The 25,583-nt window shown below is 70.6% G+C and carries 25 protein-coding genes; 16 read left to right on the top strand and 9 right to left on the bottom strand.

Annotated features, from left to right (window positions below; translation table 11 throughout):
• Nucleotides 1-110: 110 nt before the first annotated feature.
• Complete coding sequence (locus AC2H6A_RS03360; protein WP_484271728.1) at nt 111-2,291, top strand: RelA/SpoT family protein; 2,181 nt, start codon at nt 111-113, stop codon at nt 2,289-2,291.
• 14 nt (nt 2,292-2,305) lie between these two features.
• Here the strand turns inward: AC2H6A_RS03360 and mog are convergent, their stop codons facing one another.
• On the bottom strand, nt 2,306-2,902 hold the full coding sequence (gene mog, locus AC2H6A_RS03355) for a molybdopterin adenylyltransferase (protein WP_484271718.1): 597 nt from the start codon (nt 2,900-2,902) through the stop codon (nt 2,306-2,308).
• Nucleotides 2,899-3,486, bottom strand: coding sequence for a ribosome biogenesis factor YjgA (gene yjgA / locus AC2H6A_RS03350; RefSeq protein ID WP_484271717.1), 588 nt, complete (start codon nt 3,484-3,486; stop codon nt 2,899-2,901). The genes mog and yjgA overlap by 4 nt, the downstream gene beginning before the upstream one ends.
• Before the next feature lie 99 nt (nt 3,487-3,585).
• Between yjgA and pmbA the strand changes: the two genes are divergently transcribed.
• Genes pmbA through AC2H6A_RS03335 form a run of 3 tightly spaced genes read left to right on the top strand, consistent with a single transcriptional unit; the run spans nt 3,586 to nt 6,752 of the window.
• Complete coding sequence (pmbA, locus tag AC2H6A_RS03345) at nt 3,586-4,926, top strand: metalloprotease PmbA (RefSeq protein ID WP_484271716.1); 1,341 nt, start codon at nt 3,586-3,588, stop codon at nt 4,924-4,926.
• A gap of 24 nt (nt 4,927-4,950) precedes the next feature.
• Nucleotides 4,951-5,523, top strand: coding sequence for a transcription elongation factor GreB (gene greB / locus AC2H6A_RS03340; protein WP_484271715.1), 573 nt, complete (start codon nt 4,951-4,953; stop codon nt 5,521-5,523).
• The gene (locus tag AC2H6A_RS03335; protein ID WP_484271714.1) at nt 5,520-6,752 is read left to right on the top strand and encodes an MFS transporter; all 1,233 of its coding nucleotides are present in this window, start codon (nt 5,520-5,522) and stop codon (nt 6,750-6,752) included. The genes greB and AC2H6A_RS03335 overlap by 4 nt, the downstream gene beginning before the upstream one ends.
• A 39-nt stretch (nt 6,753-6,791) precedes the next feature.
• On the opposite strand, the gene AC2H6A_RS03330 is transcribed toward AC2H6A_RS03335, so the two are convergent.
• The 4 genes from AC2H6A_RS03330 to AC2H6A_RS03315 form a co-directional block, all read right to left on the bottom strand.
• Nucleotides 6,792-9,038, bottom strand: a complete 2,247-nt coding sequence (locus AC2H6A_RS03330) for a RelA/SpoT family protein (RefSeq protein ID WP_484271713.1) — start codon at nt 9,036-9,038, stop codon at nt 6,792-6,794.
• A gap of 22 nt (nt 9,039-9,060) precedes the next feature.
• Complete coding sequence (gene rpoZ / locus AC2H6A_RS03325) at nt 9,061-9,264, bottom strand: DNA-directed RNA polymerase subunit omega (RefSeq protein WP_484271712.1); 204 nt, start codon at nt 9,262-9,264, stop codon at nt 9,061-9,063.
• A gap of 123 nt (nt 9,265-9,387) precedes the next feature.
• Nucleotides 9,388-10,053: a guanylate kinase gene (gmk, locus tag AC2H6A_RS03320; protein ID WP_484271711.1), complete on the bottom strand. Its 666-nt coding sequence runs from the start codon at nt 10,051-10,053 to the stop codon at nt 9,388-9,390.
• Nucleotides 10,050-10,961, bottom strand: coding sequence for a YicC/YloC family endoribonuclease (locus AC2H6A_RS03315; protein ID WP_484271710.1), 912 nt, complete (start codon nt 10,959-10,961; stop codon nt 10,050-10,052). Before AC2H6A_RS03315 ends, gmk begins: the two co-directional genes overlap by 4 nt.
• 62 nt (nt 10,962-11,023) lie before the next feature.
• On the opposite strand from AC2H6A_RS03315, the gene AC2H6A_RS03310 reads away from it, so the two are divergent.
• The 9 genes from AC2H6A_RS03310 to ntrC all read left to right on the top strand — a co-directional run bounded on the left by AC2H6A_RS03310 (nt 11,024) and on the right by ntrC (nt 20,933).
• Nucleotides 11,024-12,031 carry a serine/threonine protein kinase gene (locus AC2H6A_RS03310; protein ID WP_484271709.1) on the top strand — a complete coding sequence of 336 codons (1,008 nt, stop codon included), beginning with the start codon at nt 11,024-11,026 and terminating at the stop codon, nt 12,029-12,031.
• Nucleotides 12,032-12,054: 23 nt separating this feature from the next.
• Nucleotides 12,055-12,960, top strand: coding sequence for a PP2C family protein-serine/threonine phosphatase (locus AC2H6A_RS03305; RefSeq protein ID WP_484271708.1), 906 nt, complete (start codon nt 12,055-12,057; stop codon nt 12,958-12,960).
• A gap of 82 nt (nt 12,961-13,042) precedes the next feature.
• Nucleotides 13,043-13,798 carry a ribonuclease PH gene (gene rph, locus AC2H6A_RS03300; protein WP_484271707.1) on the top strand — a complete coding sequence of 252 codons (756 nt, stop codon included), beginning with the start codon at nt 13,043-13,045 and terminating at the stop codon, nt 13,796-13,798.
• A gap of 23 nt (nt 13,799-13,821) precedes the next feature.
• Entirely contained in the window at nt 13,822-14,427 is a 606-nt protein-coding gene (gene rdgB, locus AC2H6A_RS03295) for an RdgB/HAM1 family non-canonical purine NTP pyrophosphatase (RefSeq protein ID WP_484271727.1), read from the top strand.
• A gap of 24 nt (nt 14,428-14,451) precedes the next feature.
• A complete protein-coding gene (hemW, locus tag AC2H6A_RS03290) occupies nt 14,452-15,672 on the top strand; it encodes a radical SAM family heme chaperone HemW (RefSeq protein WP_484271706.1) in 1,221 nt (406 codons plus the stop codon).
• Between the two features lie 269 nt (nt 15,673-15,941).
• The gene (glnA, locus tag AC2H6A_RS03285) at nt 15,942-17,354 is read left to right on the top strand and encodes a type I glutamate--ammonia ligase (RefSeq protein WP_484271705.1); all 1,413 of its coding nucleotides are present in this window, start codon (nt 15,942-15,944) and stop codon (nt 17,352-17,354) included.
• A gap of 203 nt (nt 17,355-17,557) precedes the next feature.
• Nucleotides 17,558-18,145 carry a DUF4124 domain-containing protein gene (locus AC2H6A_RS03280; protein ID WP_484271704.1) on the top strand — a complete coding sequence of 196 codons (588 nt, stop codon included), beginning with the start codon at nt 17,558-17,560 and terminating at the stop codon, nt 18,143-18,145.
• A gap of 16 nt (nt 18,146-18,161) precedes the next feature.
• On the top strand, nt 18,162-19,244 hold the full coding sequence (gene glnL, locus AC2H6A_RS03275; protein ID WP_484271703.1) for a nitrogen regulation protein NR(II): 1,083 nt from the start codon (nt 18,162-18,164) through the stop codon (nt 19,242-19,244).
• A 30-nt stretch (nt 19,245-19,274) separates the two neighbouring features.
• Nucleotides 19,275-20,933 carry a nitrogen regulation protein NR(I) gene (gene ntrC / locus AC2H6A_RS03270; RefSeq protein WP_484271702.1) on the top strand — a complete coding sequence of 553 codons (1,659 nt, stop codon included), beginning with the start codon at nt 19,275-19,277 and terminating at the stop codon, nt 20,931-20,933.
• Between the two features lie 18 nt (nt 20,934-20,951).
• Here ntrC and xth read toward each other — a convergent pair whose 3' ends face one another.
• Complete coding sequence (gene xth, locus AC2H6A_RS03265) at nt 20,952-21,734, bottom strand: exodeoxyribonuclease III (protein WP_484271701.1); 783 nt, start codon at nt 21,732-21,734, stop codon at nt 20,952-20,954.
• 295 nt (nt 21,735-22,029) lie between these two features.
• Here xth and AC2H6A_RS03260 point away from each other — a divergent pair, with 295 nt between their 5' ends.
• Complete coding sequence (locus tag AC2H6A_RS03260; protein WP_484271700.1) at nt 22,030-22,740, top strand: FkbM family methyltransferase; 711 nt, start codon at nt 22,030-22,032, stop codon at nt 22,738-22,740.
• A 48-nt stretch (nt 22,741-22,788) separates the two neighbouring features.
• Complete coding sequence (locus AC2H6A_RS03255; protein WP_484271699.1) at nt 22,789-23,136, top strand: Lin0512 family protein; 348 nt, start codon at nt 22,789-22,791, stop codon at nt 23,134-23,136.
• A gap of 10 nt (nt 23,137-23,146) precedes the next feature.
• Here AC2H6A_RS03255 and AC2H6A_RS03250 read toward each other — a convergent pair whose 3' ends face one another.
• Together AC2H6A_RS03250 and AC2H6A_RS03245 are read right to left on the bottom strand one after the other, a co-directional pair.
• Nucleotides 23,147-24,697: a cryptochrome/photolyase family protein gene (locus tag AC2H6A_RS03250; protein ID WP_484271698.1), complete on the bottom strand. Its 1,551-nt coding sequence runs from the start codon at nt 24,695-24,697 to the stop codon at nt 23,147-23,149.
• A complete protein-coding gene (locus tag AC2H6A_RS03245) occupies nt 24,694-24,885 on the bottom strand; it encodes a DUF2256 domain-containing protein (RefSeq protein ID WP_484271697.1) in 192 nt (63 codons plus the stop codon). Before AC2H6A_RS03245 ends, AC2H6A_RS03250 begins: the two co-directional genes overlap by 4 nt.
• Nucleotides 24,886-25,050: 165 nt before the next feature.
• On the opposite strand from AC2H6A_RS03245, the gene AC2H6A_RS03240 reads away from it, so the two are divergent.
• The coding region (locus AC2H6A_RS03240) for a carboxyl transferase domain-containing protein (protein ID WP_484271696.1) at nt 25,051-25,583 on the top strand (533 nt) is incomplete at its 3' end.

Raw genomic sequence — 25,583 nt, 5'->3', positions numbered from 1 at the left:
TATAATGGGTGGCCGAGGAGTCTATCCGCACCGTGAACCAGCCCGCTCCCGATCCCGCTCCCGCCGCCGGGGCGCTGCCCGCCCGCGAGCCGCCCGGCCTTGACGAGGCCATGGCGCTGTTGCGCCGGCTGTGCGCGGAACAGCGCAACCGCAGCGGCGAGCCGGCGATCGATCATGCGCAGGGCATGGTGGCCATCCTGCGCGAGCTGCAGGCCGATGAGCCCACGGTGATCGCGGCGGTGCTGGCCGCCGGTGGCGCGGCCATCTCCCCGGAACTGGTCAAGGCGCGCTTCGAGGCCGATGTCGCCACGCTGGTGGAGGGCATGCGCCAGGTGCTGCGGCTGCGCGAGATCACCCGTGCGCCGCAGGCGGCGCCGCTGGCCGACCCCGACCGGGCCGAGCCGCTGCGCCGGATGCTGCTCGCGATGGCGGTGGACATCCGGGTGGTCATCCTGCGACTGGCCTCGCGTCTGCAAACCCTGCGCTGGCATGCCGCCAGCCGCCAGCCACCGGCCGAGGCGGTCTGCGAGGAGACCCTCGAGGTGCTCGCGCCGCTCGCCAACCGCCTGGGCCTGTGGCAGCTCAAGTGGGAACTCGAGGACCTTGCCTTCCGGTTCCAGTCACCCGAAATCTATCGCGATCTCGCCCGTCAGCTCGAGGCCAAGCGCCACGAACGGGAGGACTTCGTCGCCGGCGCCATGGCCCTGCTGCGCGAACTGCTCGCCGCCGGCGGGCTCGGTGCCGAGGTCAGCGGCCGGCCCAAGCACCTGCACAGCATCTGGTCCAAGATGCGCGGCAAGCAGCTCGCCCTCGAGCAGGTCCATGACCTGCGCGGGGTCCGGGTCATCGTGGCCGACGTGCGCGACTGCTACGCGGCCCTGGCGCTGATCCACGCCCGGTTCACGCCGGTGCACAGCGAGTTCGACGACTACATCGCGCGGCCCAAGCCCAACGGCTACCAGTCCCTGCACACCGTGGTGCTGGCCGATGACGGCCGCTCTCTCGAGGTCCAGATCCGCACCCGCGAGATGCACCGGTTTGCCGAGTACGGCGTGGCATCCCACTGGCGTTACAAGGAGCGGGCCGCGGGTCAGGGCGCGGCCGGGCGCGCGGGCGCCGCGCAGGACGAGCGCATCGCCTGGATGCGCCAGCTGCTTGCCTGGCAGCGTGAGCTTGGCGAGCGACTGGGGTCACCACCGGCCGCGGGCGGGCCTACGCCGGCGGGCGCGCCCGGGCCTGGCCCGCTGCGGGCCGCTCCCGAGCGCATCTATGTGCTCACCCCGCAGGCCCGGGTGATCGAGCTGCCGGCCGGTTCCACCCCGGTGGACTTCGCCTACCAGTTGCACAGCACCCTGGGTCATCGCTGCCGCGGCGCCCGGGTCGACGGCCAGCTCGTGCCGCTGAACACCCCGCTGGCCAATGGCCAGACGGTCGAGATCCTCACGGCACGGCCGGGTGCCGGCAGCGAGGGCCCCTCGCGCGACTGGCTCAACCCGCAGCTCGGCTATGTGCATTCATCGCGCGCGCGACACAAGGTGCGCCAGTGGTTCCACGCGCTCGACCTCGAACGCGATGTCGCCACCGGGCGCGAGAAGGTCGAGCGGGTACTCGCCCGGGAGGGGCGCACCGCCCTGGCCTTCGACGAGCTGGCCACGCGCCTGGGGCAGTCAGACCCGCAGACGCTGTTCGTGGCGGTGGCTCGCGAGGAGATCGGCCCCCGGATGCTCGAGGAGGCGGTGCGCGGGCCGGCGCCGCCGCCGGTCGAGGCCGATCCTGCAGCCGCGGCGCTGGCAGCCGCCGCGCAGCGCGCCCGGGCCCGGCCGCGGGCCGGCGGTGATGGCGTGCTGGTGATGGGTGTCGATCTCCTGCTCACCCAGGTGGCGCGCTGCTGCCGCCCGGTGCCGCCCGACCCGATCTGCGGCTTCGTCACCCGCGGCCGCGGCGTGTCGGTGCATCGCGCCGGCTGCGCCAGCTTCGCGCAGATGGCCCGGCGCGCACCCGAGCGGGTGCTGGCGGTCGACTGGGGCGAACCGGCTCGCGTCGACGAGCGTCGTGGCTACGAGGTCGATCTGCGGGTGGTGGCGGCCGACCGCCAGGGCCTGCTGCGCGATGTCTCCGAGGTCTTCGCCCGCGACCGGCTCAACGTCACCGCGGTGCGCACCCGCAGCCGCGCCGACACGGCACACATGGAGTTCACGGTCGAGGTGCCCGACGCCGCTGCCCTGAACCGCGCGCTGGCGGCCCTGCGCGCGGTGGCCGGTGTGTCGCAGGCCAGTCGTCGGCTGGCCTGAGGCGCTGGCCGGCGTCAGCGTCCGGCCGGGCGTTGCGCGCTCTTGGGCCGGAAGGCCTTGCAGACCGACTCGTCGGTCTCGAGGTAGGGCGCGCCGATCAGGTCGAGGCAGTAGGGCACGGCCGCGAAGATGCCGGGCACGCGCTGGCTGCCATCAGCATCCCGCACCCCTTCCAGGGTCTCGCGGATCGACTTGGGCTGGCCCGGCAGATTGATGATCAGCGCCTGACCGCGGATGACCGCCACCTGCCGCGACAGGATCGCGGTGGGCACGAAGTTCAGGCTGATCTGGCGCATCTGCTCGCCAAAGCCGGGCATCTCCTTGTGCGCGACCGCCCGGGTGGCCTCGGGAGTGACATCGCGCAGTGCCGGCCCGGTGCCGCCGGTGGTGAGCACCAGCGAACAGCCGGCCTCGTCGACGAGCTCGATCAGCGCGCGTTCGATGACGGGCTGCTCGTCGGGGATCAGTCGGGTGACCACCTGGAAGGGCGTGCGCAGCGCGCCGGTCAGCCACGCCTGCAGGGCTGGGATGCCCTGGTCCTGGTAGACGCCGCCGGAGGCGCGGTCGCTGATCGAGACCAGGCCGATTTTCAGGGACGCTTCTGTGCTCATTCGGAGAGTGCGGACGTGGCGGGGGAAGGCGGCGGCGCGGCCTCGGCGATCAGCGCCGCATGCAGCGCCCGGTAGAGCTCACGGTAGCGCCGCGCGGGCTGGCCGGCGGCATGCTCGGCCCGTGCCGCGGCGACGAGCGCCGGCCAGTCGGCCGCCTGCGCCGCCGTGGGGTGACGCTGCCGGAACCGTGCCAGCGCGTCGGCCTGCGCGAGCAGCTGCTCGCGCCAGTGCTCGGCCGAGTGCATCAGCGCCACCTCCTGGCGGTGGCGGTTGCCGTCGACCGCGAGCGCGTCGCGGATCGGGTCGGCATCGACCTGGCGCATCAGCTTGCCGATCAGCTGCAGCTGCCGCCGACGCCCCTCGCGCGAGCTGATCCGCTGCGCCTGCTCGATCGCCTCCAGCAGCGACTCGGGCAGGGCCAGGCTGCGCAGCCGGGCCGGTTGCAGCGCGACCAGTTCCTCGCCGAGTTCCTGCAGGGCATGCATGTCGCGCTTGCGCTGCGACTTGCTGGGCCCGCTGGGCGCGGGTTCGGCGGCCCGCGGCCGGGGCTGCTCCATCACGGGCGGTCGGTTGGCGTGCCTCACGGCGATGTCCGGTGAGCGCAGTCGGGACGCTGCGCGGGGGCGCGCCAGGCGGCGCGGTGGTTGTCGGTATGATACCCGGCCACCACCGCGAGCCTGCCCATGTTCGAATACGACGCCTCCCGACTGCACGAGATCGCCGCCGAGTGCCTGGCCCAGGCCCGCCGCCTGGGCGCCACCGATGCCTCGGTCGATGTCAGCGAGTCTTCCGGTCTGGCGGTCACGGTGCGCAAGGGTGGCGTCGAGACCATCGAGCAGACCCGCGACAAGGGTCTGGGCGTCACGGTGCATGTCGGCCAGCGTCGTGGCCATGCCAGCAGCAGCGATTTCTCCGGCGCCGCGCTCACCCAGACCGTGGCCGCGGCCTTCGAGATCGCCCGTTACACCGGCGAGGACGAGTTCGCCGGCCTGCCCGATGCCGACACCATCGCCCGCGAGATCCCGGCGCTCGACCTGTTCCATCCCTGGGACATCAGCGTCGAGGCCGCGGTGGAACTGGCCAGCCGCATGGAGGCGGCGGCCTTCGCGGTGAGCCCGCTCATCGCCAACTCCGATGGCGCCTGGGTCAATGTGAACCATGGCCAGTTCGTGTCGGCCAACACCCTGGGCTTTGCCGGGGGCTATCCCTACAGCCGTCACTCCATCGGCTGCGCGCCGATCGCCCGCCTGGGCGAGGCCATGCAGCGCGACGACTGGTACAGCGCCTCGGTGGTGCCGCAGCGCCTGGCCGACCCGGCGCGCGTGGGCCGCTACGCGGCGCAACGCGCGCTCTCGCGCCTGGCCGCACGCAAGCTCGACACCTGCAAGGTGCCGGTGCTCTTCGAGGCACCGCTCGCCTGCGGGCTGCTCGGCCATTTCGTGCAGGCGGTGAGCGGCGGCGCGCTCTACCGCCGCACCAGCTTCCTGCTCGATTCGCTCGGCAAGGATGTCTTCCCGGGCCATGTCGACATCACCGAGGACCCGCATCTGCCCGCCGAATCCGGCAGCGCGCCCTTCGACAGCGAAGGCGTGCGCACCGCTCGCCGCGTGGTGGTGGCCGGCGGCCGGCTGCACGGCTACTTCCTGTCCACCTACTCGGCACGCAAGCTCGGCATGAAGACCACGGGCAACGCCGGCGGCGCGCACAACCTCTCGCTCACCAGCCGCCACACCCGTCAGCTCGATGACCTGCCGGCGATGCTCGAGCGCCTGGGCACCGGTCTGTTCGTCACCGACCTGATGGGCCAGGGTGTCAACCCGGTGACTGGTGACTACTCGCGCGGCGCCAGCGGTTTCTGGGTCGAGAAGGGCGTGATCGCCTACCCGGTCGAGGAGATCACCATCGCCGGCAATCTCGCCGAGATGTTCCATGGCATCACCGCCGTGGGCTCCGACACCGTTCAGCGCGGCGGCTACCGCTGCGCCTCGCTGCTCATCGATCGCATGAGCGTGGCCGGCAACTGAGCCGCCGTCGCGGGGGAGCACCCGATGAGCAAGGCCTTCGTCCGCGAGGACCAGGACGACGAGGATGACGACCGGCCCGATCCCGCGCAGGACCCGTCCGCGCCGCGCAACTACATCACCCCGGCCGGCCACGCCGCCATCCGCGCCGAGCTGCTGCGGCTGATCGACTCCGATCGGCCCGAGGTGGTCCGGGTGGTCTCCTGGGCCGCCTCCAACGGCGACCGCTCCGAGAACGGCGACTACATCTACGGCAAGCGCCGGCTGCGCGAGATCGACCGCCGCATCCGATTTCTCACCCGCCGTCTCGATGCCGCGGTGGTGGTCGATCCCTCGCGCCAGGAGCATCGCGAGCAGGTCTTCTTCGGCGCCACCGTCACCTACCTGCGCAACGGCGACACCGAGGAGACCGTGACCATCGTCGGCATCGACGAGGTCGACCCGGCCGCGGGGCGGGTGAGCTGGATCTCGCCGGTGGCCAAGGCGCTGATCAAGGCCCGCGAGGGCGATGTGCTCAGCCTGCGCACGCCGCAGGGCGTCGATGAGCTCGAGGTGATCGCCATCCGCTATCCCGAGCCCGAGCCTGCGCGGGGTCGATGAACGCCGCGCGCTACCACGGCTGGCGGGTGGTGGCGGCGTGCTTCGCGGTGGCCGGTGTGGCCTGGTCGCTCGGCCTGTTCGGCGCCAGCGTGTATCTGCAGGCCATCACCCAGGCGCGCGGATGGCCGGTGTCGCAGGTGGCCCTGGCGATCACCGCCTTCTTCCTCGTGGCGGCCTCTCTGCAGCGGGTGGTGGGCCGGGCCATCGATCGCCGCGGCCCGCGACCGGTGCTCACCGCCGGCCTGCTCGCCATGACCGTCGGGGTGGCGCTGGTCGGCCAGGCGCGTACGCCCTGGCAGCTCTATCCCTGCTTCGTGCTGATCGGCATCGGCTGGGCCTGCCTGTCGACCACCGCGCTCTCGGCCACCGTGGCGCCCTGGTTCGAGCGTCACCAGGGCCGCTCGATCACCCTGGCGATCATGGGGGCCAGCCTGGGCGCGATCCTCGGCGTGCCGCTGCTGCTGGCTGCCGTGCAGGGGCTGGGCGTGACGGCGGGCCTCCTGGCGGTGGCGCTGGCCGCCCTGGCGCTGCTGCTGCCGCTGATCCGGCGGGTGCTGCGTCACCGCGGGCCAGCCGATCTCGGTCTGCTGCCCGATGGTGAGTCGCTGCCTGCGGGAGCGGTGGTCACCCCCATCGCGGCACCGCTGGCTGCCCGCGGCCGTCCGCGGATGCTGCTCTGGAGCTGCGCCACGGCCTTCGCGCTGGCGCTCACGGTGCAGATCGGCTTCATCACCCATCATGTGGCGCTGGCTGCGCCGCTGCTGGGCGTGGCCGGCGCGGGCGCGCTGGTCAGCGCCACCGGCCTCACCGCCTTTGCCGGACGCCTGCTGCTCGCCCGGGTGGTCGACCGGCTGAGCGTGCGCGGCCTGTCGGCCGCCGCGATGCTCGCCCAGGCCCTGGCGCTGGGCGCGATCGCCGCCTGGCCGGCGCCGGCGGTGCTGGTGGGCGCGAGCCTTCTCTATGGCTGGGGCATCGGCCAGGTGACCACGCTCGCGCCGGTGGTGGTGCGACGGGAATTCGGCGCGGCCGCCTTCGGCGCCACTTACGGCGCGGCTGCCATGCTGATCCAGTTCAGTTCGGCCGCCGGGCCGGCGCTTTTCGGTCTGGGGCGCGATGCGCTCGGCGGCTATCGGCCGGTGCTCGCGGTGGCGGCGCTGCTGGCGCTGGGTGCGGCGGCCGTGGTGCTGCTGGGCGCGGCCCTGGGCCGCCGCCCGCCGCCGGGCCGCTGAGGCCTCAGGCCGCCGCGCGGCGCCGCGGCGGGCGTCCGCTCAGAGCCGCGTGATGCGGCCCACCTCGGGCAGGGTACGCAGATTGCGCATGACCCTGGCGAGATGGACGCGGTCTTTCACCTGGATCGAGAAGCGCAGCGCGGCGGTGCGTTCCGACTGCGCGTCCATGGCGACATTCACGATGTTCGCGCCCGCGGTGGCGATCTCGGCGGCCACCTTGCCGAGCACGCCGCGGTCGTCATTGACCAGCACCTCGATGCCGCACAGGAACTGGCCGCTGATCTCGTCGGCCCATTGCACATCGATCCAGCGTTCGGCGTCCTTGGTGCGCTGACGCGCTGCGGTGGCGCAGTCGTCGCGGTGCAGGGCCAGACCGTGGCCACCACGCAGGTGCCCGATGATCGCGTCGCCCGGAAGCGGCAGGCAGCACGGCGAGTACTGCACCGCCGAGCCCTCGTTGCCCTGCACGAAGATCGGCGCCGGGCGCGGCATGATCAGCGCCGCGGCCGCGGGCTTGGTGGCGAACTGCAGCGCGATGGTGCGGGCCACCACCGGCGCCAGCCGCTTGCCCAGGCCGATGTCGGCGTGCAGTTCGTCGAGCGAGCGCGCGCCGGCGTCACGGGCGCCGCGCTCCAGCGCAGCTGCGCCGATCGCCGCGGCGTCGATGCGCAGCGCCGCCAGTGACTGCTCGAGCAGCCGTCGGCCGAGTTCGACGGACTCGGCCAGCTTCAGGGTGCGCAGGGCGTGGCGGATCTCGGCGCGGGCCTTGCCGGTGCGCACGAAGGCGAGCCAGCCCGGGTTGGGGCGCGAGTTGGGATCGGTGATCACCTCGACCGCGTCGCCGTTCTGCAGTTCGGTGCGCAGCGGCACCGCCTGCTGGTTCACCCGGCCCGCCACCGCCTGGTCGCCGATGTCGGTGTGCACGCTGTAGGCGAAGTCGATGAGGGTGGCGCCGCGCGGCAGCGCGCGGATCTGGCCGCGCGGGGTGAACACATAGACCGCATCAGGGAAGAGATCGACCTTCACATGCTCGATGAACTCGAGCGAATCGCCGGTCTGGTGCTGGATGTCGAGCAGCGACTGCAGCCACTGGTGGGTGCGCTTCTGCAGCTCCGAGAAGCTTTCCTTCTCGGCCTTGTAGAGCCAGTGTGCGGCCACACCGGCCTCGGCGACGCGCTGCATCTCGCGGGTGCGGATCTGGAACTCCACCGGCGTGCCGAAGGGGCCGACCAGCGTGGTGTGCAGCGACTGGTAGCCGTTCACCTTGGGGATGGCGATGTAGTCCTTGAAGCGGCCCGGCACCGGCTTGAAGGTGCTGTGCAGCGCGCCCAGCGCGAGGTAGCACTGCGGGATGGTGTCGACCACCACCCGGAAGCCGTAGACATCGAGCACCTGCGAGAAGGACAGCCGCTTGTCCTTCATCTTGCGGTAGATGCCGTAGAGCGCCTTCTCGCGGCCATAGACCTCGGCCGGCACGCCGGACTCGGGCAGGGTCTTCTGCACCGCCTCGAGGATGCGGCTGAGCACCTCGCGCCGGTTGCCGCGCGCCGCCAGCATCGCCTTGAGCAGCACCCGGTGGCGGGTGGGATGGCGGTGCCGGAATGACAGGTCGAGCAGCTCGAGGAAGAGCTTGCGCAGCCCCAGCCGGTTGGCGATGGGGGCGTAGATGTCGAGGGTCTCGGCGGCGATGCGCCGGCGCTTGGCCGGCTCGACCGCCTCGAGGGTGCGCATGTTGTGCAGGCGGTCGGCGAGCTTGACCAGCATCACCCGCACATCGCGCGCCATGGCCAGCAGCATCTTGCGAAAGCTCTCGGCCTGCTGCTGCTCCTTGCTCTCGAAGTGCATGCGGTCGAGCTTGGACAGGCCGTCGACCAGATCGGCCACCTGCGGACCGAAGCGCTCCATCAGCGCCTGCTTGGCCACGCCCGAGTCTTCCATGACATCGTGCAGCAGCGCGGCCATGAGCGACTCGGTGTCGAGCTTCCAGCCGGCGCAGATGCGCGCGACCTCGATCGGGTGCGAGATGTAGGGCTCGCCGCTGCTGCGGAACTGCCCGAGGTGCGCGTCGTCGCTGAAGCGGTAGGCCTCGCGGATGCGCTTGATGTCTTCGGGCGGAAGGTAGGCTTCGGCAGCCTGGGTGAGGCTGGCCAGACTGACCACCTGACGGCCGTCAGGGGCGGCGATGAAGGCGCTGGCGGCCGGTTCTGCGGGCAGGGGCGGCTGATCGCGGCGGGCGCGACGGCCGCTGACGGCGGCAGGGACGGTTGGACCGGGGGGCGGGGGCATGGTCAACCGGCCCGGGTGGGCCTCAGGTGGGCACCCGCCTGAGCATCTCGATGCCGATCTTGCCGGTGGCGATCTCGCGCAGCGCGGTCACCGTGGGCTTGTCCTTGGTCTCGATGCGCGGGGTGTGCCCCTGCGCCAGCATGCGGGCGCGGTAGGTGGCCGCCAGGGTGAGCTCGAAGCGGTTGGGAATCTGCTTCAGGCAGTCTTCGACGGTGATGCGGGCCATGGCGGAGCCTTTGTGCGGAAACGACAGATCGACCGCCGATGATACCCGATCTTGCTGCTCGAGCCGAGGGTCGAGCCTGGCCCGTTCCCCCGCAGCGCGCCTGGCCAGCGCCAGGCTGACTGATCAGTCGACGGCAGGGTCCGAGCCGAACAGCGCCCGGAAGAGCTCGGGATGGCGCGCGCGCTGGCGCGCGAAGCGCATGCCGGCGGCATCGACCACCGCCAGCAGCTCGCGCAGGGCGAGGTCGAAATCCTGGTTGACGATCAGGTAATCAAAGCGGTGGGCCTGGGCGAGCTCCTCGCGGGCCGCCGCCACCCGGCGCTCGATCACCGCCGGGCTGTCCTGACCGCGCCGGACCAGGCGCTCGCGAAGAGTCTGCACCGAGGGCGGCGCGATGAAGACGCCCACGGTCTCGGGCATGAGCCCGCGCACCTGCATCGCGCCCTGCCAGTCGATCTCGAGCACGATGTCGCGCCCGGCGGCCACCCGCCCGGCGATCCAGGCGCGCGAGGTGGCGTAGTGGTTGTCATGGACCCGTGCCCACTCGAGGAACTCGCCGGCCTCGCGGCGCCGCTGGAAGTCGGCGTCGGAGATGAAGTGGTAGTCGACGCCGTCGCGCTCACCGGGCCGCGGCGCGCGGGTGGTGAAGGAGATCGACAGCTCCATGCGCGGACGCTGCTCGAGCATGGCGCGCACCAGCGAGGTCTTGCCGGCGCCCGAGGGGGCGACCACCGCGAAGACGCTGCCGGCGCCGTCGGTGGGCGGAAGGGGGCTGGGGTTCATGCTCATTCCAGGTTCTGCACCTGCTCGCGGATCTGCTCGATCAGCAGCTTGAGCTCGATCACGGTGGCGGTGAGGTCGACGCTGGCGCCCTTGGAGCCCAGGGTGTTGGCTTCGCGGTTGAGTTCCTGCAGCAGGAAGTCCAGGCGCTTGCCGACCGCGCCGCCGGCGGCAAGGATGCGGTCGAGCTCGTCGAGATGGGTGTCGAGGCGGGCGATCTCCTCGGCGACATCGATACGCATGCCGTGCAGCGTGACCTCCTGGCCGATGCGATCCATCAACGGTTCCAGCGGCTGGCCACCGCCACCCGCCGCGCTGCCCAGCGCGTTGCGCAGCCGCTCGACCAGCCGGGCTTCGAACGCCGCGAGCAGCGCCGGCGCCGCGGCGCGCACGGCGGCGACATGCGCCCGCATCTGCGCGCCGCGCTCGCCGATGATCGCGGCCAGCCGCGCGCCCTCGCGGGCCCGGCTGGCCGAGAACTCGGCCAGGGCGGCGCGCGCCGCCGTCACCACGGCCTGCTGCAGGGCCTCGGTGTCGGCGCTGGGCTCGGCGATCAGGCCGGGCCATCGCATCAGGTCGGCCACGGTGGGCGGGGCGGCGCCCGGCGCGGCGCCGGCGATCTGCCCGGCCACGGTCACCAGTTGTGCCAGCAGTCCCCGATCGATCACCGGCTGTCGGGTTTCGCCGCCTGCGCGCTGCAGCGAGATGCGACACTCCACCTTGCCGCGGGCGATGCCGGCGGTGAGCAGTTCCCGCAGCGCCGGTTCGGCCAACCTCAGGTCATCGGGCATGCGCAGCTGCAGGTCGAGGAAGCGCGAGTTCACGCTGCGCAACTCCAGCTGCAGGCGGCCGGTCTCGGTGTCGTGGAACACGGCGGCGAAGCCGGTCATGCTCTGGATCGGTGTGTGCTTGTTCAAGAGATGCATCCAGGTTTGGGCTGGCCCCTCGGACCCGGACCACGGAAGACCGGCTCGCCATCATGCCCTCACAGACCAACGCAGCCCTGCCCAACGGCCTCGAGATCGGCGGGTACCGGATTCTAAAGAAGATCGCCAGCGGCGGCTTCTCGATCGTGTATCTCGCCCGTGATGCCGAGGGCGTGCGCTATGCCATCAAGGAATACCTGCCGGCCACCCTGGTCAGCCGTGCACCGGGCGAGCTCGTGCCCCTGGTGTCGCCCGAGCACCTGAACACCTACCGCAACGGCCTGAAGTGCTTCTTCGAGGAGGGCAGGGCGCTGGCCCGCATCCTCCATCCCAACGTGGTGCGGGTGGTCAACTTCTTTCGCGCCAACGAGACCGTGTACCTGGTCATGGCCCATGAGGAGGGCCGCACGCTGCAGGACCTGGTGCTGCGCCGGCGCGCCGGCGAGGGTGCGCAGGTGATCGCCGAGCGTCATATCCGCCGTGTGTTCCACCTGGTGATGAACGGCCTGCGCGAAGTGCATGCCAACCGGCTGCTCCATCTCGACCTGAAGCCCGCCAACGTCTACCTGCGCATGGATGCCTCGCCCATGCTGCTCGATTTCGGCGCGGCGCGGCAGACCCTGTCGCTCGATGCGCCCAAGCTCTTTCCGATGTACACCCCGGGGTTCGCCGCCCCCGAGCTCTATCGCCGCGGCATGACGCTGGGCCCCTGGACCGATGTCTACGGGCTGGGCGCGTCCATGTACGCCTGCATGCTCGGCGCGCCGCCGCAGGCCGCCGACCAGCGCCAGCTCGATGATCGCCTCGAGGATCAGCTCGATCGCGCCCGCGACCACTACTCGGCCGGGCTGGTCGACACCGTCACCTGGTGCATGAGCCTCGATCCCACCGATCGCCCGCAGAGCGTGTTCGCGCTGCAGAAGGCGCTGCGCGACACCGTGGCCGACCGGCCCGACGAGGGCGATGCCCGCGGCGGCGGCCTGTCGCGCTTTCTGGACACCATGGCGGGCGCCCTCGGCCGCCGCCGTCGCGATCCGGCCACCACGCCCTTCGAATCCTGAGCGCGGTCGCGCCGGCCGGCCCGATGAAGTTCAGCATCTACCAGGACAGCCTCACCGGGGCGCGTCCCATCAACCAGGACCGCATGGGCTACGCGTTCACGCGCGATTGCCTGCTCATGCTGGTCGCCGACGGCATGGGCGGTCATCAGCGCGGCGAGGCGGCGGCGCAGGTGGCGATGCAGTCGGTCGCCTCCAGCTTCCAGCGCCAGGCCCAGCCCGCGCTGGCCGATCCGCCGGCCTTCCTGGACGAGGCCCTGCTGCAGGCCCACCGCGACATCCTCCAGTACCAGGTCACCCATGGCATGAGCGAGTCGCCGCGCACCACGGTGGTGGCCTGCCTGGTGCAGGGCGGCAAGGCCTGGTGGGCGCATGCCGGCGATTCGCGTGCCTACTGGATCCGCAACGGTACGGTGGTCTCGCGCACCCGCGACCACTCCAAGGTCGAGTCCCTGCTTGCCATGGGGCTCCTCGCGCCAGGCGCCGAGAATCGTCACCCCGATCGCAACAAGGTGCTCAACTGTCTGGGCTCGCCTTTTCAGCCCACCATCGAGGTCAGCCCTGGCGCCACGCTGCAGCCGGGCGATCTGCTGCTGCTCTGCAGTGACGGGGTATGGGCGCCGCTGGCCGAGGGCGCGCTCATCGAGGGCTTCATCGGCGCCGATGTGAAGCGCGCGGTGCCCGATCTGGTCCGACGCAGCGTGGCCGCTGCCGGCCGCCTGGCCGACAACGCCACCGCGCTCGCCATGCGCTGGGACAGCGACGCGCCGGCCACGTCGCCGATGACCGGAGCCGCCCTGCTGCGCGGCGCGGTCACCACCACCATCGACATCAGCCCCGACGCCGAGCCCGAGCCGCCGATCACCGAGGCCGACATCGACCGGGCCGTGGCCGAAATCCAGGACGAGATCGCCCGCACGGCCGCCCGCTGAGGGCGCAGGCGCGTCGGGCCCCGCGCACGGGAGCCTGCCGGCATCGCCCGTCCCCGGGTCATCGCCCCGTAGAATGCCGGGCATGACTGCCTCCGCCATCGCCGCCCCCTGCCTGCGCCCCAGCGGCCGCGCGCCCGCCCAGTTGCGCCCGGTGCGCTTCACCCGGGGCTTCACCCGCCATGCCGAGGGCTCGGTGCTGGTCGAGTTCGGCGACACCCGGGTGCTGTGCACCGCCAGCGTCGAAGACAAGGTCCCCGGCTTCCTGCGTGGGCGCGGCCAGGGCTGGGTCACGGCCGAGTACGGCATGCTGCCCAGGGCCACCCACACCCGCGGCGATCGCGAGGCCGCGCGCGGCCGCCAGTCGGGCCGCACCCAGGAGATCCAGCGGCTCATCGGGCGCAGCCTGCGGGCGGTGTTCGACCTGCCGGCGCTCGGTGAGCGCACCATCACCCTCGACTGCGATGTGCTGCAGGCCGACGGCGGCACCCGCACCGCTGCCATCACCGGTGCCTGGGTGGCTGCGCACGATGCCGTCACCGGGCTGCTGGCCACGGGCCGGCTTGCCGCTTCGCCCCTGCGGCAGGCGGTGGCCGCGGTATCGGTCGGCCTGTGGCAGGGCGTGCCGGTGCTCGACCTCGATTACGCCGAGGATTCGGCCTGCGACACCGACATGAACGTGGTCATGACCGCGGCCGGGGGCTTCGTCGAGATCCAGGGCACGGCCGAGGGCGAACCCTTCGATCGTGCGCAGGCCGATGCGCTGCTCGAACTCGCCCGCGCGGGCATCGCCGACCTGGTGCGCGCCCAGCAGTCCGCACTCGGGCAGCCGTTGCCGTGAACGCGGCGGCGGGCGCCGGCCGTCTGAGCCGGGTGGTGATCGCCTCGGGCAATGCCGGCAAGCTGCGCGAGTTTGCCGCCCTGCTGGCGCCTTTCGGGGTGAGCGGTGTCGGCCAGCGCGAACTCGGCATCGCCGATGCCCCCGAGCCGCACGCCACCTTCCTCGAGAATGCGCTCGCCAAGGCGCGCCACGCCAGCGCCGCCGCCGGCCTGCCCGCGATCGCCGACGACTCCGGGCTGTGCCTCGACGCGCTCGGCGGCGCCCCCGGTGTGCATTCTGCGCGCTGGGCCGAGCTCGCCGGCGGTCCGCGCGATGACATCGCCAATAACCGCCTGGTGGCCAGCCAGCTGCGGCAGGCCGCCAGCCGCAGCGGCCACTATTACTGCGTGCTGGTGCTGGTGCGCTCGCCGGACGACCCGCAGCCGGTGGTGGCCGATGGCCTGTGGCGCGGCGAGTTCATCGACACCCCCCGAGGCGAGGCCGGCTTCGGCTATGACCCGCACTTCCTGCTGCCCGAGCTGGGCTGCACCGTGGCCGAGCTCAGCCCCGAGCGCAAGAACGCGCTGAGCCATCGCGGACAGGCGATGCGCGACCTGCAGGACCGTCTGCGCCGTGCCGGTCTGGTCTGAGCATTCGCGGCGCGCGACGGCCCGATGAGCGATGCCCGGCCGGTGTCGGTGGTGCGTCGGGCCGCGCCGGCCCGCGGCCCGGTGCCGCTCACGCAGCTGCCGCCGCTCTCGCTCTACATCCACCTGCCCTGGTGTCTGCGCAAGTGCCCCTACTGCGACTTCAACTCGCATGAATGGCGCGGCGGGGCGACCGAACTGGCGGGCCTGCCCGAGCGCGCGTATCTGGATGCGCTGCAGGCCGATCTCGAGGCCGCGCTGCCGCTGGTGTGGGGCCGCAGCGTGCAGACGGTGTTCATCGGCGGGGGAACGCCCAGTCTGTTCTCGCCGGCCTCGATCGACGCCCTGCTCGCCATGGTGCGCGCGCGGATCCGTCTGGCGGCGGGCGCCGAGATCACCCTCGAGGCCAACCCCGGCACCTTCGAGACGGGCCGGTTTGCCGATTTCGCCCGCGCCGGCGTCACCCGGCTGTCGATCGGGGTCCAGAGCTTCGATGACCGACTGCTGCGCGCGATCGGCCGGGTGCATGACGGCGAACAGGCGCGCGCCGCGGTCGCCGAGGCGGCGCGTCACTTCGCCAGCTTCAACCTCGACCTCATGTACGCGCTGCCCGGCCAGAGCCTGGCCGATCTGGCCGCCGACATCGATACCGCGCTCGGTTTCGAGCCGCCACATCTGAGCGCCTATCACCTCACCCTCGAGCCCAACACGCTGTTCGCACGCCATCCGCCGCCATTGCCCGACGAGGATCTGGCCGCCGACATGCAGGCGCTTGTGCAGGCGCGCCTCGCCGCCGAGGGGCTCGCGCGCTACGAGGTGTCGGCCTTCGCGCGGGCTGGCCACCGCTGCCGTCACAACCTCAACTACTGGGAGTTCGGCGACTACCTCGGCATCGGTGCCGGTGCCCACGGCAAGATCTCCTCGGCCAGCGGTGTCCTGCGCCAGGCGCGCTACCGGCACCCGCAGCGCTACCAGGAGGCGGCCCTGGCCGGCCGCGCCGTCGAAACCGAGCGCCTGCTCGAAGCCGCCGATCTGCCCTTCGAGTTCATGCTCAACGCCCTGCGGCTGGTGGAGGGTGTGCCCTGCGCGCTGTTCGACGAGCGCACCGGGCTGAGCGCGGCCGTGCTGGCGGCGCCGCTGCGTGAGGCCCTCGCGGCAGGCCTGATCGACGCCGACCCGTCGCGCTTCCGGGCGAGCCCGCGGGGCCTGGACTTCCTCAATGACCTGCAGTCGATCTTCCTGGCTTGAGCCGGCGGCGATCGCGGCTGCGGTGCACCCTATTTGTGCGTATCATGGGAGCGCACCAAAAACGTGCGCTCGTTCCTGGTGCGCAGAGCGTGGTCGATCGCTAAGTCCCTGAATTCTCATGCCCCAGCCGGGGGCGTTGCTGCCGAGTTCATGGCATGATTTCTGCTTGATTTCCGGCAGGTTTGCCTGGCTGCAGAAATGCGCCGACAATCGCGCGGCTTTTGATTTACCCCTTTCAAACCCGACAGCAGTTACCCAGGAGAGTCCGAATGGCGAGCGCCAAAGACGTCATGAAGATGGTGACGGACAACGAGGTCAAGTTCGTTGATTTCCGCTTCACCGATACCCGCGGCAAGGAGCAGCACGTCACGGTGCCGGTCAGCCATTTCGACGAGGACAAGTTCGTCAGCGGCCACGCCTTCGACGGATCCTCGATCGCCGGCTGGAAAGGCATCGAGGCCTCCGACATGCTGCTGATGCCCGATCCCGCCACCGCGAACATGGATCCGTTCCGCGAGGAACCCACCCTGATCCTGTCCTGTGACGTGATCGAGCCCTCCGACGGCAAGGGCTACTCCCGCGACCCGCGCTCGCTCGCCAAGCGCGCCGAGGCCTATCTGAAGGCCAGCGGGCTGGGCGATACCGCCTTCTTCGGTCCCGAACCCGAATTCTTCATCTTCGACTCGGTCACCTGGAATGTCGACATGTCCGGCTGCGGGGTGAAGATCAACTCCGAGGAAGCGCCCTGGAGCACCGGCAAGGAGTTCGAAGGCGGCAACCTGGGCCATCGGCCTGCGGTCAAGGGCGGCTATTTCCCCGTGCCCCCGGTGGATTCCTTCCAGGACATGCGCTCCGAGATGTGCCTGCTCCTGGAGCAGATGGGCGTCCCGGTCGAGGTGCACCACCATGAGGTGGCTGCCCCGGGTCAGTGCGAAATCGGCACCAAGTTCTCCACGCTGGTGCAGCGTGCCGACTGGCTGCAGATCCTGAAGTACGTGGTGCTCAATGTGGCCCACAGCTACGGCAAGACCGCCACCTTCATGCCCAAGCCGGTCGTGGGTGACAACGGCTCCGGCATGCACTGCCACCAGTCGGTCTGGAAGGACGGGGTCAACCTGTTTGCCGGCAATGGTTACGCGGGCCTGTCCGAGTTCGCGCTCTACTACATCGGCGGCATCATCAAGCACGCCCGTGCCCTGAACGCGATCACCAATCCCGGCACCAACTCCTACAAGCGACTGGTTCCCGGCTTCGAAGCCCCGGTGAAACTCGCCTACTCGGCGCGCAACCGCTCGGCCTCGATCCGCATTCCCTATGTGAGCAACCCCAAGGGTCGCCGCATCGAGGTGCGCTTCCCGGATCCCACCGCCAACCCCTACCTGGCCTTCTCGGCCATGCTGATGGCCGGCCTGGATGGTGTGCAGAACAAGATCCACCCGGGCGAGGCGGCTGACAAGAACCTGTATGACCTGCCGCCCGAAGAAGACGCGAAGATCCCCACCGTGTGCTCGTCGCTCGACCAGGCGCTCGAGTATCTCGACAAGGATCGCGAGTTCCTCACCCGCGGCGGCGTGTTCAGCGACGAGATGATCGATGCCTACATCGCGCTCAAGAGCGAGGAAGTCACCCGCTTCCGCATGACCACCCATCCGGTGGAGTTCGACATGTACTACTCCCTCTGAGCGGGCGGGGCGCGGCGTGACCGCTCCCCTCCGTGATGACCGCGAAGGGCCGGCCTGCCGGCCCTTTGTCGTTTCTCGCGCAAATGCCGGGGATTTGCCGTGCATTTGCGCCGATCGTCGCTCTGGCATCAGACGATCGGTCAGTCTGCCGGCAGAGGGGGCGCGGTATAGTCGGCCATGCCCCACCCCCTCCCGAGGACACCGTGATCCGGCATCTCCGCAGGCTCGGCCTGATGGTCGGGCTGACCCTGATCGCCGCGCCCGCACCGGCGCAGATCTACCGCTGCGAATCCGCCAGCGGCGTGATCGAGTACACCAATGCGCCGGCACCCGGGCCCGCGACCGAGCGCCAGTGCCGTGTGGTCGATGCCAGCATCACCGTCATTCCCGCACCCAAGCCGGTTGCCCCCAAGGCCGGCGCGGCAGGCGCGCCCGCGGCGCCGATCCCGCCAGCACCCGGACCCTTCCCGCCCACCGGGGCCACCCAGCGCCCGGCCGCAGGCGGACCTGCCGCAGCCGCACCACCTGCGGCCTTCCCCAAGGTGGACACCTCCGCCCAGCGCACGCTCGACGGCGATCGCCGCCGCATCCTCGAGGACGAGCTGCGCAAGGAGGAAGCCCGGCTGGCCGAGTTGCGCACCGCGTTCAACAACGGCGAGCCCGAGCGCCGCGGCGACGAGCGCAACTACCTGAAGTACCTCGAGCGGGTGCAGCGCATGCGCGAGGACATCGGCCGCGCCGAGAGCAACATCGTCAGCATCCGCCAGGAACTGGCCGCCATCCGCAACTGAGCACCGGGGGCGGGCGATGACCCTCCTGCCTCCCGACCATGAAGACCGCCGCCGGCGTCCCGAATCGCTGCTGGCCGGCCTCGACCTTCTCGGCAGCGCGGCCGTGGTGCTCGATCCCCACGGCGCAATCGTCTTCATCAACCAGGCCGGTGAGCAGCTCTTCGAGGTTTCCAACCGGCTGATCCGCGGCCAGAACTTCGCCCGGCTGTTCGTCAACGGCGGCATCATCGATGCGCTGGTGCTCGATGCCTGCCGGGCGGCCTTCGGCCACAAGCATCAGGAACTGGTGCTCGAGCGCGCCGGCCGTGAGCCGCTCGAACTCTCCTCCACCGCCGCTGCGCTCGACAGCCCGCTGGGCGTGCTGCTGATGGAGTTCCGCCCGATCGCGCAGCGTCTGCGCCAGGAGCGTGAATCCAAGCTGCTCGATTCCGCGCCGGCCAACCGCGAACTGGTGCGCAACCTCGCCCACGAGATCAAGAACCCGCGGGGCGGCCTGCGCGGCGCGGCGCAGCTGCTCGAGACCGAACTGCCCTCGCCGGCGCTGCGGGAGTACACCCAGGTGATCATCAAGGAGGCCGACCGCCTGCAGGCGCTGGTCGATCGCCTGCTCGCGCCGCACCGCCACGCCCGGGTCGTGCAGCCCATGAACATCCACGAGGTCTTCGAGCGGGTCCGCTCGGTGGTGCAGGCCGAGTACGGCCCGAGCCTGGTGTTCGAGCGCGATTACGACGCCAGCCTGCCGGAGTTCCGCGGCGACAAGGAGCAGCTGATCCAGGTGGTGATGAACATCGTGCGCAACGCGGCTCTGGCCCTGGCCGGTGCCGGGCGCATCATCCTGCGCTCGCGCATCAGTCGTCAGACTGTGATCGGTGGCCGTCGTCACAAGCTGGCACTGGATTTGCATGTGATCGACAACGGCCCCGGCATCCCGGAAGCGATCCGTGATCGGATCTTCTTTCCGCTGGTGTCGGGACGGGAAGGGGGCAGCGGTCTTGGCCTGTCGCTCGCGCAGAGCTTCGTGCAGCAGCACGGTGGCGTGATCGAGTGCGATAGCAGGCCGGGGCGGACTGAATTCAGGATTCTGTTGCCGATCGTCTAGGCGCAGGTCCACGCAGACCAGGGCGCACACATGAACTCGGTATGGATCGTTGACGATGACCAGTCGATACGCTGGGTGCTCGAGCGCGCGCTCACCCGCGAGGGCTTCGATGTGCGGGTGTTCTCCACCGCGCGGGAGTGCCTGAGGGCCTTCGAGGACGGCGCGCCACGGGTGCTGGTCTCCGACATCCGCATGCCGGGCGAGAACGGCATCGAGCTGCTGCAGAAGGTGAAGGAGCGCCGGCCTGCGCTGCCGGTGATCATCATGACCGCCTTCTCCGACCTGGAGAGCGCGGTGTCGGCCTTCCAGGGCGGGGCCTTCGAATATCTGCCCAAGCCCTTCGATCTGCCCAAGGCCATCGACCTGATCCGCCGCGCGGTCCAGGAGAGCGTGCCCGAGGAGGTGGTCGACGAGGTGGCCGCGGGCGAGCTCGAGATCCTCGGCAAGGCGCCCGCGATGCAGGAGGTGTTCCGCGCGATCGGGCGCCTGTCCAACTCCCATGTCACGGTGCTGATCACTGGCGAGTCGGGCACTGGCAAGGAGCTGGTGGCGCGCGCGCTGCACGATCACAGTCCCCGCAAGGGCCAGGCCTTCGTGGCGCTGAACACCGCCGCCATTCCCCGCGACCTGCTCGAGTCCGAGCTCTTCGGCCATGAGCGCGGCGCCTTCACCGGCGCCCAGCAGACCCGTCGCGGCCGCTTCGAGCAGGCCGAGGGAGGCACGCTGTTCCTCGACGAGATCGGCGACATGCCGCCTGACCTCCAGACCCGCCTGCTGCGGGTGCTGGCCGATGGCAACTTCTATCGCGTGGGCGGGCATCAGCCGCTTCGCGCCAATGTGCGCGTGATCGCGGCCACCCACCAGAATCTCGAGGATCGGGTCCGCAAGGGCCTGTTCCGCGAGGATCTGTTCCATCGCCTCAATGTGATCCGGCTGCGCCTGCCCGCGCTGCGCGAGCGTTCCGATGATGTGCCGCTGCTGGCGCGGCACTTCCTGCAGCGCAGCGCCCGCGAGCTCGGTGTCGAACCCAAGCGGCTCACCGAGGAGGCGCACGCGGCCCTTGGGCGATTCAGCTGGCCCGGGAATGTGCGCCAGCTGGAGAATGTCTGCCACTGGCTCAGCGTGATGGCGCCTTCGCAGACCGTGGGCGTGAAGGATCTGCCGCCCGAGGTTCGCGCCGAGGCCGGTGATGGCCGCCCCGGCGCCGGCCTCGAGTCGCCGGGCATGGTCGCCGATCACGGCGACCCGGCCCGTGGGCACGAGGCCATGGCCGTGGTGTACCCGCAGCCTTTTCAGCCGCCCCCGGGCCATGTGCCGCCATCGCATGGCGGGCAGCCCTTGGCGGCCAATGGGTTTCCGGGCCAGACGGCGCTTGCGGGGCATGGCAGCGCCCATGGCGTGTCGATGGCGGCTGCTGACGCAGCCTCGGCCGCGCGCTGGGCGGCGTTGCTCGAGCGCGAAGTCTCGGCGCTGCTGGCGGCTCAGGTCGACCGCTCTCCGCAGCCCGATGCGGAGGTCCACAGCGACCTGATGGATCGCCTCACGCGCGAGTTCGAGAGCGCGGTCATCCGCACCGCCTTGCGGCACACCCGCGGCCGGCGGATCGACGCCGCGCAGCGTCTGGGCATCGGGCGCAACACCATCACCCGCAAGATCCAGGAACTGCACCTCGAGGACGACGGGCGCTGAGGCGACCGCCATCCCGGCTCAGGCCGGGCTGAGCTCCACCACCACCGGTGCGTGATCCGAGGGTTGCTCGCGTGCGCGCAAGGCCTTCGCCACGGTGCAGGCGGTCACCCGCGGCTGCAGGTTGCGGCTGACCAGCACATGGTCGATCCGCAGACCGTCATTGCGCCGGAAGGCCATCTGCCGGTAGTCCCACCAGGTGAAGATCTTCTCGGGCTGATCGAAGAGCCGGAAGGTGTCGACCATGCCGAGCGCGAGCAGCTTCGCGAAGCGCTCCCGCTCGGGTGGCGAGCACAGCACCTGACCCTCCCACTGCGCGGGGTTGCGCACATCGCGCGCCTCGGGGGCGATGTTGTAGTCGCCGGCGAGCGCGAGCGGCTGACCGGCCGCGATCTGCGGGCCCAGCCAGTCGATCAGCGCATCGAGCCAGCCGAGCTTGTAGGGGTACTTCTCCGAGTCGAGCGATTGCCCGTTGGGGAAATACGCGCAGACCACCCGGATGCCGGCCACGGTGGCGCTGATCAGCCGGCGCTGCTCGTCGGCCAGACGCGGATTGCCCACCAGCACCTCGGCAGGCTCACCGACACTGGCCACGCGGGTGAGGATGGCCACGCCGTTGTAGGTGGGCTGACCGCTGAAGGCCGCCGCATAGCCGGCCTGCGCGAGCGCCTCGCGGGGGAAGCGCTCGTCGATCAGCTTGGTCTCCTGCAGGCAGACCACATCGATCGGATCGGCGGCCAGCCACTCCAGCAGGTGCGGCAGTCGGATCTTCAGCGAGTTCACGTTCCAGGTGGCAATCCTCATGACAGTGACAGTCCCCCGAGTGGCAATGACGATGGATGGCCTTGACCGACAAGCCGCATGGCAGGCGCCGCGGCGGGCGGTCGCGCATCGCCATTGTGCCTGTCGCGCGGCGATCGCCGCGGCCAGCCCTGCTGGGAAGCTGGAGCAGCGGGCGTGCTTCGTCGATCGGGTCAGGGCGTTCTTCCGGGCATGGCCCCTGGGGAGGGCTGCGGGCCCAGGCTGATGCCGCCCGGGTCGTGACGGGGTGCGGTGCTATCATCGGCGCCGACATCTGCCGCCGCGAAAGCCATCGACCATGACCGCAGAGAAGAATGTCGATCGCGTCGTCCAGAAGCTGGTGTTCGGCGATGATCGGGCCCGCCCCGGCGTGCTCGTCGAGGTCGGCGCAGCCCGGCCTGATTTTCTGTCGATCTCCGCCAGCTTTCGTGAAAACGGCTGGAGAGTCATCGGCATCGAACCGAATCCCGATTTCTGCGAGCTGCATCGCGCGCGCGGCTACACGGTGCACCAGTATGCCTGCAGCGATGTCGATGCCGACGACCAGGATTTCTTCGTGGTCGATTCCAAGGGCGCTGAGTATCTTGGTGGATCGGTCAGCTTCGAGTCCTTCTCGTCGCTCGGCATCAAGGATGAATTCCGCGAGCTGCATCGCACCGTCGAGAAATCCACCGAGGTCCGCGCGATCAAGGTGCGCGTGCGGCGCCTCGACGCCATCCTCGCCGAGCACGAGCCCGACCTCGAACGGATCGATCTGCTCGCGATCGATGTCGAAGGCTGGGAGCTGAATGTCCTGCGCGGGCTTTCACTCGGAAAATACCGGCCCAGGGTCGTCATCCTCGAGAATCTGTTCGACAAGCCCGAATACCGGGATTACATGGCCGGCCAGGGCTATCGGCTCTGGCGTCGGCTCGAGCCCAACGAGGTGTATTTCGACGAAGAGACCTTCGCTCGGGTGCGGGCCGACGCCTCCCTGCTCGAGCGGATCGCGCGGTTGTTCGGTCGCTGAGTGCGGCGGCTTCGCTGCCCTTCCAACCCCACCCCGCAAGGAAACCCGATGGCCCGCGTGCGTTGCATCACCGAGATGGGAATGGGGGTCGATGTCCATGGCCGTGACGCGACCAAGGCCGCGCGTCGCGCGGTGTCGGACGCGATCCGCCACAGCAGCCTGGGCTTCTTCCGGATGGTCGGCAAGACGCCGCAGGACATGATCGTCGATGTCACCGTCGGTGTGCCCGATCCCGCGGCGGTGGACACGAAGGCGGTGGCGGCCGAGCTGCCTTACGGCACGGTCACGGTCACCGCGGTGCACGGTGGTCTGGAGATCCCGGCCGAGGCCGGTGGCGATTCGATCATCATCGCCAATGCCGCGGTGATCGTGAGCCTCGATCAGGGCGACAGCTAGGTCTGCCGACTCAGCCCGCCGATCCCACCTCACCCTGGCGGATCGCGGCGGCTCGCGCCCGCACCGCGTCTCGCTGCGCCTCATCGAGCCGGGCCAGATTGCGTACCTGCAGCGCCATGCGCGGATTGCCCGCCATCAGCGTCTCGTGGCGCAGCAGAAAGTCCCAGTACAGGGTGGTGAACGGGCAGGCCCGCTCGCCCACCGACTGGTCCGGGCGGTAGCGGCAGCCCTGGCAGTGCGGGCTCATGCGCTGGATGTAGCGCCCGGTGGCCACATAGGGCTTGCTCGCCATCAGGCCGCCATCGGCGTACTGGCTCATGCCCAGGGTGTTCGGCAGTTCCACCCACTCCACCGCGTCCACATGCACCGCGAGGAACCAGGCATGGATCTGCGCCGGTTCCACGCCAAGCAGCAGCGCGTACAGGCCGGTGACCATCAGCCGCTGGATGTGGTTGGCATAGCCGTGCGCCAGGGTCTGCTCGAGGGTGTCGCGCAGGCAGGCGAGGTCGGTCTCGCCGGTCCAGTACCAGGCTGGCAGTTCGGCCTGCGCCTGCAGTGCGTTGAGCTCGCCATAGCCCGGCATGCGGGTCCAGTAGATGCCGCGCACGTACTCGCGCCAGCCCAGGATCTGCCTCACGAAGCCTTCCACGCTGGGCAGCGGCGCGGCGCCGGCATGGAAGGCGGCCACCGCGGCATCGACCGCCTCGCGCGGATCGAGCAGCTTCAGGTTCAGCGCTGCCGAAATCTGGGCGTGATAGAGCCAGGGGTCGCCCGGCCACATCGCATCCTGGTAGCGGCCGAAGAGCGGTAGCCGCTCGGCGATGAATCGCTCGAGCGCGATGAGCGCCTGCGCGCGGCTGACCGGCCAGGCGAAGTCCCTCAGCGAGCCGGGGTGCGCCGGAAATCGGGCCTCGACCAGCGCGATCACCTCGCGCGTGATGGCGTCGGGCGGAAACACCGCGCGTGACGGCACGGCCCCCGGGCCGGCCGCGCCGAAGGATTCGCGGTTCTCGGCGTCGTAGTTCCACTGGCCGCCCTCGGGCTCGCCGTCGCGCATCAGCACGCCGTGGCGGCGGCGCTGCTCGCGGTAGAAGTACTCCATGCGCAGCGTCTTGCGGCCGCGGGCATGAGCCGCAAACTCGCGCACGCTCCCGTAGAAGTGCCGGTCCTCGCGGATGTCCAGGGTCAGGCCGCCCGCCTGCGCCACCGCGCGCAGGGCCTCTAGCACCCGCCACTCGCCGGGGGCGGTCATCACCAGACGCGCGGGGCGCAGCCGCGCGATGTCGGCCTGCAGCTGCATGGCCAGGCTGCCGTGGTTGTCGGGCTGCTCCAGCCGGGTGTAGTGCAGCGGCCGCCCGGCCTCGCGCAGCGCCTGCGCGAAGTGGCGCATGGCCGACAGGAAGAGCGCGATGCGCGGCTTGCCCGACCAGACATGCTCGGACTCTTCGGCCACCTCGGCCATCCACACCGCGTCCTGCGCGGGATCGAAGCCGTCGAAGGCGGATGCGTTTGCGTCGAGCTGGTCGCCCAGCACGATGACCAGGTCGCGCAGCCGGTTCATGACCGGCCCCGCGTGCCCGTCGCGCCCGCGCCCTTGTCGCGCCGGCACGCATCCGAGCAGTACTTCACCTCGTCCCAGTTCTTCGCCCAGCGGCGTCGCCAGCTCATGGGCAGTCCGCAGCGCGCGCAGGGCTTGCTGGGCAGGGCGGCCTTGTTGCCGCGATGGGTGGGTGATGCCGACGACTTCATGCGCGACTCTCGACGGTGGCGGCAGGCGCACCGCGCGCTCGCGGAGCCGATGCTACAGGCGCGCCGCGGGCCTGCCGGTGAGCTGCCGAGCGGACCGCACGGTTATGTCCGCTGCCGGGAGCCGGTGCTATAAGCGGGGCTTGCCCGCTCCCGAGACCGCGCCCCATGAATCACGACGAACTTGCCGACCAGCTCGCCCAGCGCCGCGCGCAGGTCCAGGCCATGGGCGGTCCCGCCCGACTGCAGGCCCGCCGCGAACAGGGCCATCTCAATGCCCGCGAACGCATCGCGCTGCTCTGTGATGCCGGCAGCTTCAGCGAGTTCGGCGAGTTCACGGTCTCGGCGCGTGCCGAGGATGCGCACCGCACTCCGGCCGACGGCATCGTCACCGGTGTGGGCAGGGTCGACGGCCGCGACATCGCGGTCGCTGCCTTCGATCTCACCACGCTGGGTGCGTCGTCGACGGTGCGCAACATCGGCAAGCTGATGCATCTGCGCGAGCGCGCCAGCCGCAGCGGCCTGCCCTGCGTGTTCCTGGTGGAATCGGCGGGCGCGCGCATGCCCGACATCCAGGGTGCGGGCGGCATGGGCCGGGTGGGCATGACCGGCCAGCGTGGCCGCGAGCGCGAGACACCGTGGATCACCGCGGTCCTGGGGCCCTGCTACGGCATGGGCACCTGGTATGCGGTGCAGGCCGA

The sequence above is a fragment of the Quisquiliibacterium sp. genome (genome assembly GCF_982640115.1).
This window is presented reverse-complemented; position numbering and strand designations above follow the sequence as displayed.

Bases quoted from the DNA above. Each gene is read 5' to 3' on its own strand.
- AC2H6A_RS03360 (WP_484271728.1), top strand. From the start codon at position 111: ATGGCGCTGTTGCGCCGGCTGTGCGCGGAACAGCGCAACCGCAGCGGC.
- mog (WP_484271718.1), bottom strand. From the start codon at position 2,902: ATGAGCACAGAAGCGTCCCTGAAAATCGGCCTGGTCTCGATCAGCGAC.
- pmbA (WP_484271716.1), top strand. From the start codon at position 3,586: ATGTTCGAATACGACGCCTCCCGACTGCACGAGATCGCCGCCGAGTGC.
- greB (WP_484271715.1), top strand. From the start codon at position 4,951: ATGAGCAAGGCCTTCGTCCGCGAGGACCAGGACGACGAGGATGACGAC.
- AC2H6A_RS03335 (WP_484271714.1), top strand. From the start codon at position 5,520: ATGAACGCCGCGCGCTACCACGGCTGGCGGGTGGTGGCGGCGTGCTTC.
- AC2H6A_RS03330 (WP_484271713.1), bottom strand. From the start codon at position 9,038: ATGCCCCCGCCCCCCGGTCCAACCGTCCCTGCCGCCGTCAGCGGCCGT.
- rpoZ (WP_484271712.1), bottom strand. From the start codon at position 9,264: ATGGCCCGCATCACCGTCGAAGACTGCCTGAAGCAGATTCCCAACCGC.
- gmk (WP_484271711.1), bottom strand. From the start codon at position 10,053: ATGAGCATGAACCCCAGCCCCCTTCCGCCCACCGACGGCGCCGGCAGC.
- AC2H6A_RS03310 (WP_484271709.1), top strand. From the start codon at position 11,024: ATGCCCTCACAGACCAACGCAGCCCTGCCCAACGGCCTCGAGATCGGC.
- AC2H6A_RS03305 (WP_484271708.1), top strand. From the start codon at position 12,055: ATGAAGTTCAGCATCTACCAGGACAGCCTCACCGGGGCGCGTCCCATC.
- rph (WP_484271707.1), top strand. From the start codon at position 13,043: ATGACTGCCTCCGCCATCGCCGCCCCCTGCCTGCGCCCCAGCGGCCGC.
- hemW (WP_484271706.1), top strand. From the start codon at position 14,452: ATGAGCGATGCCCGGCCGGTGTCGGTGGTGCGTCGGGCCGCGCCGGCC.
- glnA (WP_484271705.1), top strand. From the start codon at position 15,942: ATGGCGAGCGCCAAAGACGTCATGAAGATGGTGACGGACAACGAGGTC.
- glnL (WP_484271703.1), top strand. From the start codon at position 18,162: ATGACCCTCCTGCCTCCCGACCATGAAGACCGCCGCCGGCGTCCCGAA.
- ntrC (WP_484271702.1), top strand. From the start codon at position 19,275: ATGAACTCGGTATGGATCGTTGACGATGACCAGTCGATACGCTGGGTG.
- xth (WP_484271701.1), bottom strand. From the start codon at position 21,734: ATGAGGATTGCCACCTGGAACGTGAACTCGCTGAAGATCCGACTGCCG.
- AC2H6A_RS03260 (WP_484271700.1), top strand. From the start codon at position 22,030: ATGACCGCAGAGAAGAATGTCGATCGCGTCGTCCAGAAGCTGGTGTTC.
- AC2H6A_RS03255 (WP_484271699.1), top strand. From the start codon at position 22,789: ATGGCCCGCGTGCGTTGCATCACCGAGATGGGAATGGGGGTCGATGTC.
- AC2H6A_RS03250 (WP_484271698.1), bottom strand. From the start codon at position 24,697: ATGAACCGGCTGCGCGACCTGGTCATCGTGCTGGGCGACCAGCTCGAC.
- AC2H6A_RS03245 (WP_484271697.1), bottom strand. From the start codon at position 24,885: ATGAAGTCGTCGGCATCACCCACCCATCGCGGCAACAAGGCCGCCCTG.